Annotated in this window: 11 protein-coding genes; 2 read left to right on the top strand and 9 right to left on the bottom strand. The window is 68.4% G+C overall.

Features of this window, described 5'->3' with window-relative positions:
• Positions 1–89: 89 nt before the first annotated feature.
• The 3 genes from HGG74_RS03130 to rpoB all read right to left on the bottom strand — a co-directional run bounded on the left by HGG74_RS03130 (position 90) and on the right by rpoB (position 8644).
• Positions 90–845, bottom strand: a complete 756-nt coding sequence (locus HGG74_RS03130; RefSeq protein ID WP_168484884.1) for an IclR family transcriptional regulator — start codon at positions 843–845, stop codon at positions 90–92.
• Between the two features lie 172 nt (positions 846–1017).
• Positions 1018–4908 (bottom strand): DNA-directed RNA polymerase subunit beta', encoded by a 3891-nt coding sequence (locus HGG74_RS03125; protein ID WP_168484883.1) that lies wholly within the window; start codon positions 4906–4908, stop codon positions 1018–1020.
• A 217-nt stretch (positions 4909–5125) separates the two neighbouring features.
• Complete coding sequence (rpoB, locus tag HGG74_RS03120; protein ID WP_168484882.1) at positions 5126–8644, bottom strand: DNA-directed RNA polymerase subunit beta; 3519 nt, start codon at positions 8642–8644, stop codon at positions 5126–5128.
• Positions 8645–9179: 535 nt separating this feature from the next.
• On the opposite strand from rpoB, the gene HGG74_RS03115 reads away from it, so the two are divergent.
• Together HGG74_RS03115 and HGG74_RS03110 are read left to right on the top strand one after the other, a co-directional pair.
• On the top strand, positions 9180–10421 hold the full coding sequence (locus tag HGG74_RS03115) for an acetyl-CoA C-acetyltransferase (protein ID WP_168484881.1): 1242 nt from the start codon (positions 9180–9182) through the stop codon (positions 10419–10421).
• A 92-nt stretch (positions 10422–10513) separates the two neighbouring features.
• On the top strand, positions 10514–11002 hold the full coding sequence (locus tag HGG74_RS03110; protein ID WP_168484880.1) for an aminoacyl-tRNA deacylase: 489 nt from the start codon (positions 10514–10516) through the stop codon (positions 11000–11002).
• 57 nt (positions 11003–11059) lie between these two features.
• Here HGG74_RS03110 and rplL read toward each other — a convergent pair whose 3' ends face one another.
• The 6 genes from rplL to rplA form a co-directional block, all read right to left on the bottom strand.
• Entirely contained in the window at positions 11060–11440 is a 381-nt protein-coding gene (gene rplL, locus HGG74_RS03105) for a 50S ribosomal protein L7/L12 (protein WP_168484879.1), read from the bottom strand.
• An 85-nt stretch (positions 11441–11525) separates the two neighbouring features.
• Entirely contained in the window at positions 11526–12101 is a 576-nt protein-coding gene (rplJ, locus tag HGG74_RS03100) for a 50S ribosomal protein L10 (RefSeq protein WP_168484878.1), read from the bottom strand.
• Positions 12102–12385: 284 nt separating this feature from the next.
• Positions 12386–14041, bottom strand: coding sequence for a glycoside hydrolase family 10-like protein (locus HGG74_RS03095; RefSeq protein WP_168484877.1), 1656 nt, complete (start codon positions 14039–14041; stop codon positions 12386–12388).
• Between the two features lie 82 nt (positions 14042–14123).
• The gene (locus tag HGG74_RS03090; RefSeq protein WP_168484876.1) at positions 14124–14498 is read right to left on the bottom strand and encodes a GNAT family N-acetyltransferase; all 375 of its coding nucleotides are present in this window, start codon (positions 14496–14498) and stop codon (positions 14124–14126) included.
• A gap of 12 nt (positions 14499–14510) precedes the next feature.
• Complete coding sequence (locus HGG74_RS03085; protein ID WP_168484875.1) at positions 14511–15239, bottom strand: GNAT family N-acetyltransferase; 729 nt, start codon at positions 15237–15239, stop codon at positions 14511–14513.
• Positions 15240–15415: 176 nt separating this feature from the next.
• Complete coding sequence (rplA, locus tag HGG74_RS03080) at positions 15416–16123, bottom strand: 50S ribosomal protein L1 (RefSeq protein ID WP_168484874.1); 708 nt, start codon at positions 16121–16123, stop codon at positions 15416–15418.
• Between the last annotated feature and the right edge of the window lie 35 nt (positions 16124–16158).

Genomic DNA, 16158 nt, shown 5'->3' with positions numbered 1-16158 from the left:
TAGCTGCACTGGGGTGAGGGACACGTTTCGATCCAGTGTGGCCGGAGCTGCAGCGGCGGCGCACCGCCATTCTCATTGAATGGAAATTGCTACGCGGGGGCCGGCCCCAGGGTCCGGGCGATCCCCCGGGCGGCCGTCATCAGTGCGGGCACCACCGACTGGGAGTTCTCGAAGCCCAGGGGCACGACCACGCCCAGGGCCGCCTGCGCAGTGCCGTGCAGGTCCAGCACCGGCACGGCGATGCCGGTGGTGCCGGCGTCTACCCTCCCGTCGAAGGCTGCGTAGCCGCGCAGCCGGATCTGTGCCAGATGGCGGCGGAAGTCGAAGGACACCGCGTCCACCGAAGCCACGGCCTCCGGATGGCGCGTTAGGTAGGATTCCTGCACATGGTTGGGCGAATAGGCCAGCAGCACCATGCCCAGCGAGGTGCGGTGCACCGGCATGCGGCCGGCGATCTGGGCCTGGTTGACCACCGAGCCGCGGCTGGACAGGCGTTCGATCACCAGCACCTCGTCGTCGCGCAGCACGGCCAGCTGGGTGTGCTGGCGGACCACCGACTGGACATCTTCCATGAACGGGATGGCAGCCTGGCGCAGGTCAACTGCCGGGGAGGCGCGGTTGGCCAGTTCCCACAGCCGCAGCCCGGGCCGCACCATCCCGGCCTCGTCCTTGCTCAGCAGCCCGTGGCGGACCAGGTCGGCGGCCAGCCGGTAGGCGGTGGCCAGCGGGACATCGGCGCGCCGGGCCAAGGTGGCGATGCTGAGCGAGCTCCTGGTGCCGTCGAAGGCGCCCAGGACGCGGACCAGCCGGTCCAGCACGGAGTCACCGGAAGGTGAGTTGGCCATGTACCTAGCTTCGCATACGGCTCCTCCCCCATCGACTTGGCGGGTGACGCCCGTCGGAGCGGCCGAAAGCGGCGTGATCCGCCACGTCGGCCCGGAACGCAAGGCGCCCCCTGCGGACGTTTCCGTCGCAGGGGGCGCCTTGCTTCAGCGTGGGGCGCGCACGCCCCACCCGCTAGCGGTACTCGTTGCCGATGTCGTAGTCATCCAGCGGGATGGCGTGGAACTCCGGCGACAGGCCGCCGTCAACACCCGGGTAGTCGAAGTCGCTGAAGGCGCTCGGGCCGGTGAACAGGTTGGCCTTCGCTTCCTCGGTCGGTTCGACGGCCACGGCGTTGTAGCGGTCCAGGCCGGTACCGGCCGGGATGAGCTTACCGATGATGACGTTCTCCTTCAGGCCGAGCAGCGGATCGCTCTTGCCCTCCATCGCCGCCTGGGTCAGCACGCGGGTGGTCTCCTGGAAGGAGGCCGCGGACAGCCAGGACTCGGTGGCCAGGGACGCCTTGGTGATGCCCATCAGCTCGTCGCGGCCGTTCGCCGGCTGCTTGCCCTCGGAGACCGCCTTGCGGTTCTCCGCCTGGAAGCGGCTGCGCTCGGCCAGCTCGCCCGGCAGCAGGTCGGTCTCGCCGGATTCGATGACGGTGACGCGCCGCAGCATCTGCCGGACGATGACCTCCACGTGCTTGTCGTGGATGCCCACGCCCTGGCTGCGGTACACGCCCTGCACCTCGTCCACCAGGAACTTCTGTGCCTGGCGCGGGCCGAGGATGCGCAGCACCTGCTTCGGGTCCTTGGCACCGGTGACCAGCTGCTGGCCGACCTCCACGTGCTGGCCGTCCTCGACCAGCAGGCGGGCGCGGCGCAGCACCGGGTAGGCGAGCTCCTCGGAGCCGTCGTCCGGGGTGACGATGACGCGCATCTGCCGTTCGCCGTCCTCGATGCTGACCCGGCCGGCCACCTCCGCCAGCGGGGCGACGCCCTTGGGGGTACGCGCCTCGAAGAGCTCCTGGATACGGGGCAGGCCCTGGGTGATGTCCTCGGCCGAGGCCACACCGCCGGTGTGGAAGGTACGCATGGTCAGCTGGGTACCGGGCTCGCCGATGGACTGCGCCGCGATGATGCCCACGGCCTCGCCGATGTCCACCAGCTTGCCGGTGGCCAGCGAGCGGCCGTAGCACAGAGCGCAGGTTCCGACGGCGGACTCGCAGGTGAGCACGGAGCGCACCTTGATGTCGGTGATGCCGGCGCCGAACAGCTTGTTGATCAGCACATCGCCGACATCGGAGCCGGCAGCGGCCAGCACGTTGCCCTCGGAGTCCACCACGTCGGTGGCCAGCGTACGGGCGTAGGCGGAGTTCTCCACGTCCTCATGCAGGTGCAGTTCGCCGTTGGCGTCCACCACCGCGATCGGGGTGAGCAGGCCGCGCTCGGTGCCGCAGTCCTCTTCGCGCACGATGACGTCCTGGGACACGTCCACCAGACGGCGGGTCAGGTAACCCGAGTTGGCGGTACGCAGCGCGGTGTCCGCCAGGCCCTTGCGGGCACCGTGGGTGGCGATGAAGTACTCCAGCACCGACAGGCCCTCGCGGTAGGAGGACTTGATCGGACGCGGGATGATTTCACCCTTCGGGTTCGCCACCAGGCCGCGGATACCGGCGATCTGCCGCACCTGCAGCCAGTTACCGCGGGCCCCGGAGGAGACCATGCGGTTGATGGTGTTGCCCTGGCTCAGGTTCTTGCGCATCGCGTCGGCAACCTCGTTGGTCGCCTTGTTCCAGATGTCGATCAGTTCCTGGCGGCGCTCCTCGTCGGCGATCAGGCCCTTGCCGTACTGGGACTCGACCTTGGCTGCCTGGGCTTCGTAGACCTCCATGATGGCGGGCTTCTCGGCCGGGGCGGCAATGTCGGAGATGGCCACGGTCACGCCGGAGCGGGTCGCCCAGTAGAAACCGGCGTCCTTGAGGTTGTCCAGCGTGGCCGCCGTGACGACCTTCGGGTAGCGCTCGGCCAGGTCGTTGACGATCGCCGAAAGCTGGCCCTTGTCCGCCACGCGCTCCACCCACGGGTAGTCCGCCGGCAGCGTCTCGTTGAACAGCACCTGCCCGAGGGAGGTGTCGATCAGCGCAGGCTGGCCCTCTTCCCAGCCCTCGGGGGCCGGCTGGTCGGCGCTCGGGACGAACCCGGGCACGCGGATCTTGACCACGGCGTTCAGGTGCAGCTCGCCGGCGTCGAAGGCCATGATGGCCTCGGCCGGGGAGGAGAACACGCGGCCCTCGCCCTCGGCGCCTTCGCGCTTGGTGGTCAGGTGGTGCAGGCCAATGATCATGTCCTGCGAGGGCAGGGTCACCGGGCGCCCGTCCGAGGGCTTGAGGATGTTGTTCGAGGACAGCATCAGGATGCGGGCCTCGGCCTGGGCCTCGGGGCTCAGCGGCAGGTGCACGGCCATCTGGTCGCCGTCGAAGTCGGCGTTGAACGCACCGCAGACCAGCGGGTGCAGCTGCAGCGCCTTGCCTTCGACCAGCTGCGGCTCGAACGCCTGGATGCCCAGGCGGTGCAGGGTTGGTGCGCGGTTGAGCAGCACCGGGTGCTCGGTGATGATCTCTTCGAGCACGTCCCACACCTGCGGACGGTAGCGTTCGACCATGCGCTTGGCGCTCTTGATGTTCTGCGCGTGGTTCAGGTCCACCAGGCGCTTCATCACGAACGGCTTGAACAGCTCCAGCGCCATCTGCTTGGGCAGGCCGCACTGGTGCAGCTTCAGCTGCGGGCCGACGACGATCACCGAACGGCCGGAGTAGTCCACGCGCTTGCCCAGCAGGTTCTGGCGGAAGCGGCCCTGCTTGCCCTTGAGCATGTCGGACAGCGACTTCAGCGGGCGGTTGCCCGGGCCGGTGACCGGACGGCCGCGGCGGCCGTTGTCGAAGAGCGAGTCCACAGCTTCCTGCAGCATGCGCTTTTCGTTGTTGACGATGATCTCCGGCGCCCCGAGGTCAAGCAGGCGCTTGAGCCGGTTGTTGCGGTTGATCACGCGGCGGTACAGGTCGTTCAGGTCGGACGTGGCGAAGCGGCCACCGTCGAGCTGGACCATCGGGCGCAGTTCCGGCGGAATCACCGGGACGGCGTCCAGCACCATGCCCAGCGGCGAGTTGGTGGTGGTCAGGAAGGCGTTGACCACCTTCAGCCGCTTCAGGGCGCGGGTCTTGCGCTGGCCCTTGCCGTTCTTGATCACGTCGCGCAGCGCGTCGGCCTCGGCCTCGAGGTCAAAGCTCTCCAGGCGCTTCTTGATCGCCTCGGCACCCATGGAGCCTTCGAAGAACAGGCCGTAGCGGTCGCGCAGCTCGCGGTACAGGCCCTCGTCGCCCTCCAGGTCGGCGACCTTGAGGTTCTTGAAGCGGTCCCAGACCTGCTCGAGGCGGTCCAGGTCCGCGTCGGCGCGCTTGCGGATGGTGGCCATCTGGCGGTCCGCGGAGTCGCGGGCCTTCTTCTTGTCGGCGGCCTTGGCGCCTTCGCCTTCGAGCCGGGCCAGCTCGTTCTCGAGGTCGCGGGCGACGGCGGCGATGTCGGCGTCGCGCTGGTCCGCCAGCTGCTTCTTCTCCAGGTCGTGCTGGGCCTGCAGGTTCGGCAGCTCCTCGTGGCGGCGCTGCTCATCCACGCTGGTGATCATGTACGCGGCGAAGTAGATGACCTTCTCCAGGTCCTTCGGCGCCAGGTCCAGCAGGTAGCCCAGGCGGGACGGCACGCCCTTGAAGTACCAGATGTGCGTGACCGGGGCGGCCAGCTCGATGTGGCCCATGCGCTCGCGGCGGACCTTGGCGCGGGTGACCTCCACGCCGCAGCGCTCGCAGATGATGCCCTTGAAGCGCACGCGCTTGTACTTGCCGCAGTAGCATTCCCAGTCACGGGACGGGCCGAAAATCTTCTCGCAGAAGAGCCCGTCCTTCTCCGGCTTGAGCGTGCGGTAGTTGATGGTTTCCGGCTTCTTGACCTCACCGTACGACCAGTCGCGGATTTCTTCCGCGGTGGCGAGGCCGATTCGCATGAGGCCGAAGGAGGATTCGCTGGACATATGGTCCCTGTTCTCTCTTGTCTCTAAGTCTGAATGTCTGTGTCGGGTTACGGGAATAGGTACGTCAGCGGATGGCTGGGGCCGGCGGGGGTCCGGTCCGATGCCTGGAACGGCGGCAACGAAACTCCGCGCTCGCAGAGCTCGCTTGGAGTATTAAAGCCGCCCTCCTCCAGGCATCGGACCTCCTGACTCACCGCCAGGCCTGACAGCCAGCCGGTTAGACCTCTTCGACAGAACTCGGCTCGGCCCGGGAAAGGTCGATGCCCAGCTCTTCCGCGGCCCGGAAGACTTCATCATCCGAGTCACGCATCTCGATCGTGGTGCCGTCGGTGGAGAGCACTTCCACGTTCAGGCACAGCGACTGCATTTCCTTGATCAAGACCTTGAAGGACTCCGGAACGCCCGGCTCCGGAATGTTCTCGCCCTTGACGATCGCCTCGTAGACCTTCACGCGGCCGTGGATGTCGTCGGACTTGATGGTCAGCAGTTCCTGCAGGGTGTACGCGGCACCGTAGGCCTCCAGGGCCCACACTTCCATTTCACCGAAGCGCTGGCCGCCGAACTGCGCCTTACCGCCCAGCGGCTGCTGGGTGATCATCGAGTACGGTCCGGTCGAGCGGGCGTGGATCTTGTCGTCGACCAGGTGGTGCAGCTTCAGGATGTACATGTAGCCCACGGAGACCGGGTCCGGGAACGGCTCGCCCGAGCGGCCGTCGAACAGCCGGGCCTTGCCGGAGGAACCGATCAGGCGCTCGCCGTCACGGGTCGGGTTGGTCGCATCCAGCAGGCCGCTGATCTCGTGCTCGCTGGCGCCGTCGAACACCGGGGTGGCCACGGTGGTCGGGCCGGTGGAGCGCGGCAGGTTCGGCAGGTTCTTGACCCACTCCGGCTCGCCCTCGATGTTCCAGCCCTGCTTCGCGGCCCAGCCGAGGTGGATCTCCAGCACCTGGCCGACGTTCATGCGGCCCGGGACACCCAGCGGGTTCAGCACGATGTCCACCGGGGTGCCGTCCTCGAGGAAGGGCATGTCCTCGACCGGCAGGATCTTGGAGATGACGCCCTTGTTGCCGTGGCGGCCGGCGAGCTTGTCGCCGTCGGTGATCTTGCGCTTCTGGGCCACGTAGACGCGGACCAGCTGGTTTACGCCCGGGGGCAGCTCGTCGTCGTTGTCGCGGTCGAAGATGCGCACGCCGATGACCGTGCCGGACTCGCCGTGCGGCACCTTCAGGGAGGTGTCGCGCACTTCGCGGGACTTCTCGCCGAAGATGGCGCGCAGCAGGCGCTCCTCCGGGGTCAGCTCGGTTTCACCCTTCGGGGTCACGCGGCCGACCAGGATGTCGCCTGCCTCGACCTCGGCACCGATGTGGATGATGCCGCGCTCGTCCAGCTGGGAGAGCACTTCCTCGGACACGTTCGGGATGTCGCGGGTGATTTCCTCGGCACCGAGCTTGGTGTCGCGGGCGTCGACCTCGTGCTCCTCGATATGGATGGAGGTCAGCAGGTCGTCGGAGACCACACGCTGGGAGAGGATGATCGCATCCTCGTAGTTGTGGCCTTCCCAGGACATGAACGCGACCAGCAGGTTCTTGCCCAGGGCCAGCTCGCCATGGTCGGTGGAGGGGCCGTCGGCGATGATGCTGCCGGCCTCGAGCCGCTGGCCCTCGGCCACCAGCACGCGCTGGTTGTAGGCGTTGCCCTGGTTGGAGCGGGCGAACTTCATGATCGGGTAGTGCGTGACCGTGCCGTCGTCGTTCAGGGTCGTGACCAGGTCGGCCGAGACCTCGGAGACCACGCCGGCCTTGGCGGCCACCACGGAGTCGCCGGCGTCGATCGCGGCGTAGCGCTCCATGCCGGTACCGACCAGCGGAGCCTCCGAGCGCAGCAGCGGCACGGCCTGGCGCTGCATGTTCGCACCCATGAGCGCGCGGTTGGCGTCGTCGTGCTCGAGGAACGGAATCAGGGCGGTGGCCACCGACACCATCTGGCGCGGGGACACGTCCATGTAGTCCACGTCCTCGGCCGGGATCAGCACCGGCTCGCCGCCGCCGCCGCGCTCGCGGACGAGCACCAGGTCCTCGGCGAAGTGGTTGTCCTCGGTCAGCGGGGCGTTGGCCTGGGCAATCACGACGTCGATCTCGTCGTCTGCGGTCAGGTAGTCGACCTGCTCGGTCACCTGCCCGCCGACCACCTTGCGGTAGGGGGTCTCGATGAAGCCGAAGGCGTTGATCCGGCCGTAGGAAGCCAGCGAGCCGATCAGGCCGATGTTCGGGCCTTCAGGAGTCTCGATCGGGCACATGCGGCCGTAGTGCGACGGGTGCACGTCACGGACTTCCATGCCGGCGCGGTCGCGGGAGAGGCCGCCCGGGCCGAGCGCGGAGAGCCGGCGCTTGTGGGTCAGCCCGGCCAGCGGATTGTTCTGGTCCATGAACTGGGACAGCTGGGAGGTTCCGAAGAATTCCTTGATCGCTGCCACCACCGGGCGGATGTTGATCAGGGTCTGCGGCGTGATCGCCTCGACGTCCTGGGTGGTCATGCGCTCGCGGACCACGCGCTCCATGCGGGACAGGCCGGTACGGACCTGGTTCTCGATCAGCTCGCCGACGGCGCGGATGCGGCGGTTGCCGAAGTGGTCGATGTCGTCGATCTCGACGCGGATGTCCACTTCCTCGCCGTCGCGGACGCCCTTGATCGACTTCTCCCCGGCATGCAGGGCGACCAGGAACTTGATCATCGCGACGATGTCGTCGATGTGCAGCACCGAGGCGTCGGCGTCGTCCAGGGACTTGTCGATGCCCAGCTTGCGGTTGATCTTGTACCGGCCGACCTTGGCCAGGTCATAGCGCTTGGCGTTGAAGTAGAGGTTGTCCAGCAGCGCCTGCGCGGCCTCGACCGTCGGCGGCTCTCCCGGACGCAGCTTGCGGTAGATGTCCAGGAGCGCGTCCTCCTGGGTCTCCGTGGTGTCCTTCTCCAGGGTGGCGCGGATCGAGTCGTACTCGCCGAAGGTCTCCAGGATCTGGCCCTCGGTCCAGCCCAGGGCCTTGAGCAGCACGGTGACCGACTGCTTGCGCTTGCGGTCCAGGCGCACGCCGACCTGGTCGCGCTTGTCGATCTCGAGCTCGAACCAGGCGCCGCGGGACGGGATGATCTTGGCGGTGAAGATGTCCTTGTCGCTGGTCTTGTCGGCGGTGCGCTCGAAGTAGGCGCCCGGCGAGCGGACCAGCTGGGACACGACCACGCGCTCGGTGCCGTTGATGACGAAGGTGCCCTTCTCGGTCATCAGCGGGAAGTCGCCCATGAACACGGTCTGCTGCTTGATTTCGCCCGTGTTGTTGTTCATGAACTCGGCCTTGACATACAGCGGAGCCGCGTAGGTGGCGTCACGGTCCTTGCACTCGGCCATCGTGTACTTGGGATCCGCGAATTCCGGATCGGAGAAACTCAGGGACATGGTGCCCTGGAAGTCCTCGATCGGGGAGATCTCTTCGAAGATGTCCGCGAGGCCGGAGGTGGTGGCCACGCCCTGGCGGCCCTCCTCCAGCGCCTTGGCGACGCGTGCCTTCCAGCGTTCGTTCCCCACCAGCCAGTCGAAGCTGTCGGTCTGAAGGGCGAGAAGATTCGGAACGTCCAGCGGCTCGTGAATCTTGGCGAATGAGAGCCTGCGGGAGGCGCCGTCGTTGGACGACGCGTCAAGCAGGCTGTTAGCGGTATCAGTATTAGAGGTGCTCGAGGCGACCAAGAGGGATCCTTCCACAGACCTTCAGGCTTGTCCTGCGCTTCCGCACCGCTGGTGCCCCGGCAATACCGGGCACCTGCACAACCTGGTGGATCCGCTATATGATCCAGCCCACGCCGCAAATCCTGTTAAATACAGGAAGGCGTGGCAAAGCCCACCGCTATATGAAGGCCGAAGGTTAAGAGGGAAGACGCAAATAACAAGACTATCCCGTCCCACCAATATTGTCCAGTAGTGGGCACAATAGCGCCTGCGCCCCGATCCGGCAAGACTTTTTGTCCCGGATTTTTTCCCGGATCCGCCCCGCCGGCCCGTCTCCCCCGCCGGCCTGCCCGGAGACATCCCCATCCTACACGGCCCGGCGGACACGCCCCGGACGGCGCGTCACGGCTCCGGGACAGCCGCGGCGGGATCATTTCGCGGCCCTCCGGCGTTATGCATCGATGTGAATCCGGACACACCGGCACCTGTAGCCTGTAGGCGGAGCACTTCCTCCCCGGCCAGCACCAACGCACAGACGAAAGCGAGCAGGATCCAGATGACAGAGAACCTGGCTCCGGTCCCCGGCACCCGTCAGGACCGGACGGACGGGGCCCACCGCGACGACGTCGTGATCCTTGGCGGGGCCCGCACCCCTTACGGGCGGCTGAACGGGCAGCTGGCTGCCTTCTCCGCCGTCCAGCTGGGCGCCAAGGCGATCGCCGCCGCCCTTGAACGCGCCGGTGTCGGCCCGGGCCAGGTCGATGCCGTCATCATGGGGCATGTGGTCCAGGCGGGTGCCGGCCAGAACCCGGCCCGGCAGAGCGCCATCGGCGCGGGCCTGGGCTGGGATGTGCCCACGGTGACCATCAACAAGGTCTGCCTCTCCGGCCTGGCCGCCGTCACGGACGCAGCCCGGCTGATCCGCTCCGGCGAGGCCGAGGTCGTGATCGCCGGCGGGCAGGAGTCCATGACCAACTGCCCGCACCTGCTGCCCGGCTCGCGGCAGGGCTGGACCTACGGGAACATCACCGCGCTGGACTCCGTCGCGCACGATGGGCTGACCGACGCCTTCGACCATGAATCCATGGGCGCCTCCACCGAACGGCGCAATACCGAGCTGAACATCGGCCGCGCCGCCCAGGACGAGGTGGCGGCGGCCTCCCACCGGCGGGCCGCAGCCGCCCAGGCCGCCGGCATCCTGGCCGAGGAAATCGTCCCGGTGGCGGTCCCGGTACGCAAGGGGCCGGACCTGCAGGTGGACGCCGACGAAGGCATCCGGCCGCAGACCACCGTGGACACCCTCGCGCCGCTGCGGCCGGCGTTCGCCCAGGACGGGACCATCACCGCCGGCAATTCCTCGCCGCTGTCCGACGGGGCCGCGGCCCTGGTCCTGGCCACCCGAGGCTTCGCCGAAGACAACGGGCTGCCCTGGCTCGCCGTCGTCGGCAAGCCCGGACAGGTCGCCGGGCCGGATACCTCCCTGCAGTCCCAGCCCTCCAATGCCATCAGCCAGGCGCTCAAGCGCGCCGGCTGGACGGTAGCGGAGCTGGACTTCATCGAAATAAACGAGGCCTTCGGCGCCGTGGCCGTCCAGTCGCTGAAGGACCTGGACTATCCGCTGGACAAGTGCAACATCCACGGCGGGGCGATTGCCCTGGGCCATCCGATCGGGGCCTCCGGGGCCCGGCTGGCCCTGCATGCGGCCTACGAACTCCGGCGCCGCGGCGCCGGCAAGGCGGCGGTGGCCCTGTGCGGCGGCGGCGGCCAGGGCGAGGCCCTGCTGCTCTACCGCGACTGAGCGTTCAGCGGCTGCCCCGCACGCTTGGCGCCCGGGGACCCCTGGCCGTTCTCTTGCAAGCCCCCGCGCCCACCCTCATGGAGGCGAAGCAGATGAGCACACACCAGGTCCCGCCGCCGGGCCGGGAGCGTTTCCTGGCCGATGCCCGCGCGCGGGGCCTGGCCGTCGACGTCGTCGAACGCCCCGCCGCGCGCAGCCTGGCCGAAGCGGCCGCGCTGCTCGGGCTGCACCCGGAGGACCTCGTCAAGTCGCTGGTGGTCCGGCACAAGGACGGCTCGTTCCTGTTCGCCCTGGTCCCCGGCGGCCGGCAGATTTCCTGGCCGAAACTGCGGGCCCTGCTCGGGGTCAACCGGCTCTCGCTGCCGCCGGCCGAGGTGGCCTTCGAGGCGACCGGGTACCGGCGCGGCACCATCACCCCGCTCGGCAGCACCACCGCGTGGCCGGTCTACGTGGATGCGAGCATCCCCGGCCGGCGGATTTCGCTGGGAGCCGGCGAGCACGGCTGGGCCGCCTTCGTGGACGCCGATGCGCTGGTCGGCGCCCTCGGGGCCACCGTCGCCGACATCAGCGACCCGGAATAAGACGCACCAAGGGCCCCGCACCGAAAGTGCGGGGCCCTTGGCCGTGAAGCAAGAAGCTTACTTGAGGGTGACGGTAGCGCCGGCAGCCTCGAGAACTTCCTTGGCCTTCTCGGCAGCTTCCTTGTTGGCGCCTTCGAGGACAGCCTTCGGAGCGCCGTCGACCAGGTCCTTGGCTTCCTTCAGGCCCAGGGAGGTCAGGCCGCGGACTTCCTTGATCACTGCGATCTTCTTGTCGCCGGCAGCCTCGAGGATGACGTCGAAGGAGTCCTTCTCCTCTTCGGCGGCCTCGCCGGCGCCGCCGCCGGCCGGGCCGGCAACGGCGACCGCAGCAGCGGTGACGTCGAAGGTCTCTTCGAAGACCTTCACGAAGTCGGAGAGCTCGATGATGGTCATTTCCTTGAAAGCTTCGATGAGCTCGTCGTGGGTGAGCTTCGCCATGATGGCGTCCTTCCTGTTCAGTTGGTGCCGTCCGGGCCCGTCAGGGCTGCCGACCGCACCGGGAGTTTATGGGTGGTGAAGAGACTTAGGCCTCGGCGGGAGCTTCGGCTGCCTCGGCAGCCGGAGCCTCTGCTGCTTCAGCAGCGGGAGCCTCTTCGGCGGCCGGGGCCGCACCGCCGTTCTCTTCGAGCTTGATGCGCAGGGCATCGATGGTGCGGGCCAGGGCCGACATCGGAGCCTTGAGGACACCGGCAACACGGGCCAGCTGGAACTCGCGGGACTCAAGAGCGGCCAGGGCTGCGACGGCGGAGGCATCCAGTGCCTTGCCCTCGAAGTAGCCGGTCTTGATGATCAGCTGCGGGTTGGTCTTGGCGAAATCCGTCAGGGACTTTGCTGCTGCAACAGCGTCACCCTTGATGAAGGCGATCGCAGTCGGTCCGGCAAGCTGGCCGTCGAACGCGTCGATGCCGGCTTCCTTGGCTGCGATGCCAGTCAGGGTGTTCTTCACGACGGAGAACTTGGTCTCCTGGCCGAGAGATACACGCAGCTCCTTGAGCTGTGCAACGGTAAGCCCGCGGTATTCGGTTAGGACTGCAGCGTTGGATTCCTTGAAATCGTTGGTGATCTCTGCAACAGCTGCCACCTTGTTTGGCGTTGCCATAACCCTCCTTCCGGGGAATCGTGCCGGCGGGTCGGGTCGCGTGCAATAAAAAACGCCCCGGGCAGATGCACGGGGCAGTCTCCGTCTCCGGCGCGTGGCGGCCGGTACACGGGCGTTGCTTCGTTCACCTGCGCAGGCCGTCCCGGGCACGGGACTTTCGGTTGATTTCCGGGAGGAAATTCAACGACCGGCGGTCTTTGGTAGTTCAAGCTTACGGGACCGGGCGGTTGCGGGCCAAATCAGGCCTCCGGCAGGCACTCCGGCCGGCCTCCGCCGGCCGGTGCTCAGGCCCGGATGAAGATCGCCGAGGCCCCGCCGGATTCCACCATCGTCCCGCTCAGCGCCACCACCACGTACCAGTATGTCCGTCCGCGCACGGCGCCGGTGTCGACGAAGCGTTCGGGGTTCCCCCGCCGCCGCTGCACCTGCCGCAGGGCGCCCGCCTGCGAGGGGATGTAGGCGGCGGTGGCGCCGGAGGACTCCCAGCGGTAGATGGCGAAGTGCCGCGGCAGGATGCCGCTGACCGCGCCCCGCCAGCTGAGTTCGACGCCGGTGCCCTTCCACCGGGCGCCGGTGATCACCGGCGTGTAGGGCCGGCCGGCCCCGCGCTGGGGCATCGCCGGGGTCATGGCCACCCGGCGGTAGTACTTGTTCTTCACCAGCGTGAGGGCGCCCAGCCGGTTGGCGCGCACCGACTTCGCGGAGAAGTAGATCTGGCCCTTCACCGCCGGGGTCGCCCGGCACTTGGCCGTGTGGTTGTACAGCTGCCTTGGGTCCGCCCAGGCGGCGCCCTGGGCGGCGTCCCCGACCTTGTAGGCGGCCTCGCCGATGTACAGCTTGACGGTGGTGCCGGCCACCTGGGCGGCCCACCAGTCCACCAGCACGTTGTAGTCCGCCGCGGCGAAGCCCTGGTGCCAGTAGAGCTGGGGCACCACATAGTCGATCCAGTTCTGCTTCACCCAGTGCCGTGCGTCGGCATAGATCCCGTCATAGGCCTGGAAGCCGGAGGTGGCCGACCCGCGGCTGTCGGTCGAGCGGTTGCGCCAGATGCCGAACGGCGAGATCCCGAAGAGCATTCCGGGCTTGGTGGCCCGGATCCGGGCAGCCAGGTCGCGGACAAAGAGGTTGACGCTGCGCCGGCGGAAATCCGCCAGGCTCTCCCCCGGCGTCCGGTATGCCTGGTAAGCCGCCGAATCGGGGATGGCCTGTCCGGCCACCGGGTAGGGGTAGAAGTAATCGTCCAGGTGCACGCCGTCGATGTCGTAGCCGGCGGCCACTTCGTTGATCACGCCGATGATGAAGCTGCGCACCGCCGGCAGTCCCGGGTTGTAGTAGCGCCTGCCGCCGTAGGCGAAGGACCAGGACGGATTCTTCCGGGCCGGATGCGAGGCGATCAGGTCGCCCAGCGCCGCTGCCATGCCGGCCCTGAAGGGGTTGAACCAGGCATGCAGCTGCAGGTTCCGCGCGTGTGCCTGGGCTACGGCGTAGGCCAGCGGATCGTAGCCGGGGTTCCTGCCCTGCACGCCGGTCAGGTAGCGGGACCAGGGTTCCCCGCGCCGGGACGGCCAGAAGACGTCGCCGGCGGGCCGGACCTGCAGCATCACCGCATTGAAGTTCAGGCTCCTGGCCAGATCCAGCCAGCCCCGCAGCTCCGCCTGCTGGGCGGCGGCGGACAGTCCGGCCCGGGAGGGCCAGTCAATGTTGAGCACGCTGGAGAGCCAGAACGCCCGGAACTCGTACTTGGGGGCATCCGTGGTCCGGGGGCGCTCGCGGGCCGTGATGGTGTAGACCCGGTTCAGCACCGCCGCGCCGTAGGCCGGGGCGGTGCCGGCGACGGCGGCCCCGGCCAGTCCGGCTGCCGTCCAGGCACCGGCCATCGCGAACTGCCTGCGGCTCAGGCCGCCGTGCTGCCCTGGATTATCCGAGGAATGACCGGACATGGCCAGTGCCCCCCTGCTCGACCGGTGCTCTACCTCACAGGGTACGCCCGGCCGGGGGCGGCCGGAAGTGGCTGCCTGCCGGCTACCGGTCCGGCCCGTCCCGGTCCGGCGCGAGCCTTTTCTGCCAGCCCGCCTCGTAGCCGGCCAGCGTGAAGCCCAGGGTGGTATTGATCGCCAGCATCGGGCTGTTCTCCGCGGCGTTCCAGGTGTAGAGCCGGCGTGCTTCGGGCCAGCGGCGCCTGATCCGCAGCAGGTTGCCGGCCTTCAGCAGCATGCCCAGGCCGCGGCCGCGGTGGGCCGGGAGCACCAAGGTGTCCTCCTGGTAGACGACGTCGGGCTTTTCCCTGAAGCGCTGGACGAACGTGTAGCCGGCCAGCTCGCCGCTGGGCAGGTGCAGCACCGCTGCCATCAGCATCTGTCCGCCCTGGCGGGCCAGTTCCGCCTCGATGCGGCGCACGCGGGCCCGGTCCTACGCCTCCGGGCGGTAGTCGAGGCCGCCCAGCGGCACCTCCGTGCTCATCCGCCGGCGCAGGCGGGCGTACTCATCCAGGTACTCGTCCGGGCAGCGGTCCTCCCAGCCGGCCAGCCGGTACTCCGGCCCCGCCCTGGCCGCGGCGCCCTCCGCCAGCGCCGGCACCCGCCCGGTGCCGGCAGCCAGATCCAGCATGCTGAACCGTTCCATCTGTTCCAGTTGGTACCCGCAGGCCCGGGCAAAGGCCACTGCCGGCGCGGCGGCAGGCAGTGCCCCGATGCCGGTCCGGGCCCGCACAGTTCCGGGGCCTTCCGGGTCGAAGCCTGCCGGATGGCCGCTCCAGGACAGCAGCACCGTGCGGCCGGCTGCGCGCGCAGCTCCCTCGGCCGTCTGGAGCAGCCGCCGGCCGATGCCTTGGCGGCGGCAGGCCGGATGGACCATGACGGTGATCTCGGCCAGGTGGAGGTTGTCCGCCAGCGGCAGCGACAGGTCGGCGCGGCCGACCAGCCGGCTGCCCTGCTGCGCGCTCCAGAGGCGGGTTTCCTGGTCCGCGCTCCGGGCCTGCTCCAGCTGGACCGCGGGGCCGGACCGGTGGTCGTTGCTGCCCCACAGCAGCCGGGCCACGAGGTTGGCCAGCCGGGCCGAGGCGATGAAGTCCGCCCCGCCGCGGGAGTCCAGGCTTGCCGGCACCGCCAGCGGCCTGATGGTCACCGGCTCCGTGTCCATGGCCCTTCCATCCTTGTGGCTGCCGTCCCGGGAGCTTCGCCGGGCTGGGCGCAGCATATACCGGCAGGAGGCGCACGAACATCAAAATGAGGAATTAAAAGAGGCACGGCCGCAGCAGTGCTGCGGCCGTGCCGGCGCCGGTTTCCCGGCAGGTTGCGGAACTTCCAGGCCCGTGGTCAGCCCTCGAGGACGACCTTGGTCACGTTCGGGTCCACGGAGATGCCCGGGCCGAAGGTGGTGGAAACGGTTGCCTTCTGGATGTAGCGGCCCTTCGAAGCGGACGGCTTCAGGCGCAGGACCTCTTCCAGGGCGGCCGCGTAGTTCTCGGCCAGCTTGCGGGCGTCGAAGGAAGCCTTGCCGATGATGAAGTGGAGGTTGGCGTGCTTGTCGACACGGAAGTCGATCTTGCCACCCTTGATGTCCGTGACGGCCTTGGCCACGTCGGCGGTCACCGTACCGGTCTTCGGGTTCGGCATCAGGTTGCGCGGGCCGAGGATCTTGCCCAGGCGGCCGACCTTGCCCATCAGGTCCGGGGTGGCCACGGCGGCGTCGAAGTCGGTCCAGCCGCCCTGGATCTTCTCGATCAGGTCATCGGAACCCACGAAGTCGGCGCCGGCGGCGACGGCAGCTTCTGCCTTGTCGCCGGTGGCGAAGACCAGGACGCGGGCCGTCTTGCCCGTGCCGTGCGGCAGGTTGACGGTGCCGCGGACCATCTGGTCCGCCTTGCGGGGGTCGACGCCGAGGCGGAAGGCCACCTCGACGGTCGCGTCGAACTTGGAAGGATTGATTTCCTTCGCCAGGGCGACTGCCTCGGCCGGGGCGTACTGCTTCTCCGCCTCGATCTTGGCTTCAGCCGCCCGGTATGCTTTGCTGCGCTTTGCCATCTGCTTTTTCTCCTTGTGCAGTTGTGGTCTGCGGA

It is taken from the genome of Arthrobacter mobilis (genome assembly GCF_012395835.1).
In the GTDB taxonomy this organism is placed as follows: Bacteria; Actinomycetota; Actinomycetes; order Actinomycetales; family Micrococcaceae; genus Crystallibacter; species Crystallibacter mobilis.
Note: the sequence above shows the minus strand (reverse complement) of the source record. Positions and strands in the feature narration are given on the sequence as shown.

What these genes read in the sequence shown, in the direction of transcription:
- HGG74_RS03130 (WP_168484884.1), bottom strand. Translation starts at nt 845, where the DNA reads ATGGCCAACTCACCTTCCGGTGACTCCGTGCTGGACCGGCTGGTCCGC.
- HGG74_RS03125 (WP_168484883.1), bottom strand. Translation starts at nt 4,908, where the DNA reads ATGTCCAGCGAATCCTCCTTCGGCCTCATGCGAATCGGCCTCGCCACC.
- HGG74_RS03115 (WP_168484881.1), top strand. Translation starts at nt 9,180, where the DNA reads ATGACAGAGAACCTGGCTCCGGTCCCCGGCACCCGTCAGGACCGGACG.
- HGG74_RS03110 (WP_168484880.1), top strand. Translation starts at nt 10,514, where the DNA reads ATGAGCACACACCAGGTCCCGCCGCCGGGCCGGGAGCGTTTCCTGGCC.
- rplL (WP_168484879.1), bottom strand. Translation starts at nt 11,440, where the DNA reads ATGGCGAAGCTCACCCACGACGAGCTCATCGAAGCTTTCAAGGAAATG.
- rplJ (WP_168484878.1), bottom strand. Translation starts at nt 12,101, where the DNA reads ATGGCAACGCCAAACAAGGTGGCAGCTGTTGCAGAGATCACCAACGAT.
- HGG74_RS03095 (WP_168484877.1), bottom strand. Translation starts at nt 14,041, where the DNA reads ATGTCCGGTCATTCCTCGGATAATCCAGGGCAGCACGGCGGCCTGAGC.
- HGG74_RS03085 (WP_168484875.1), bottom strand. Translation starts at nt 15,239, where the DNA reads ATGGACACGGAGCCGGTGACCATCAGGCCGCTGGCGGTGCCGGCAAGC.
- rplA (WP_168484874.1), bottom strand. Translation starts at nt 16,123, where the DNA reads ATGGCAAAGCGCAGCAAAGCATACCGGGCGGCTGAAGCCAAGATCGAG.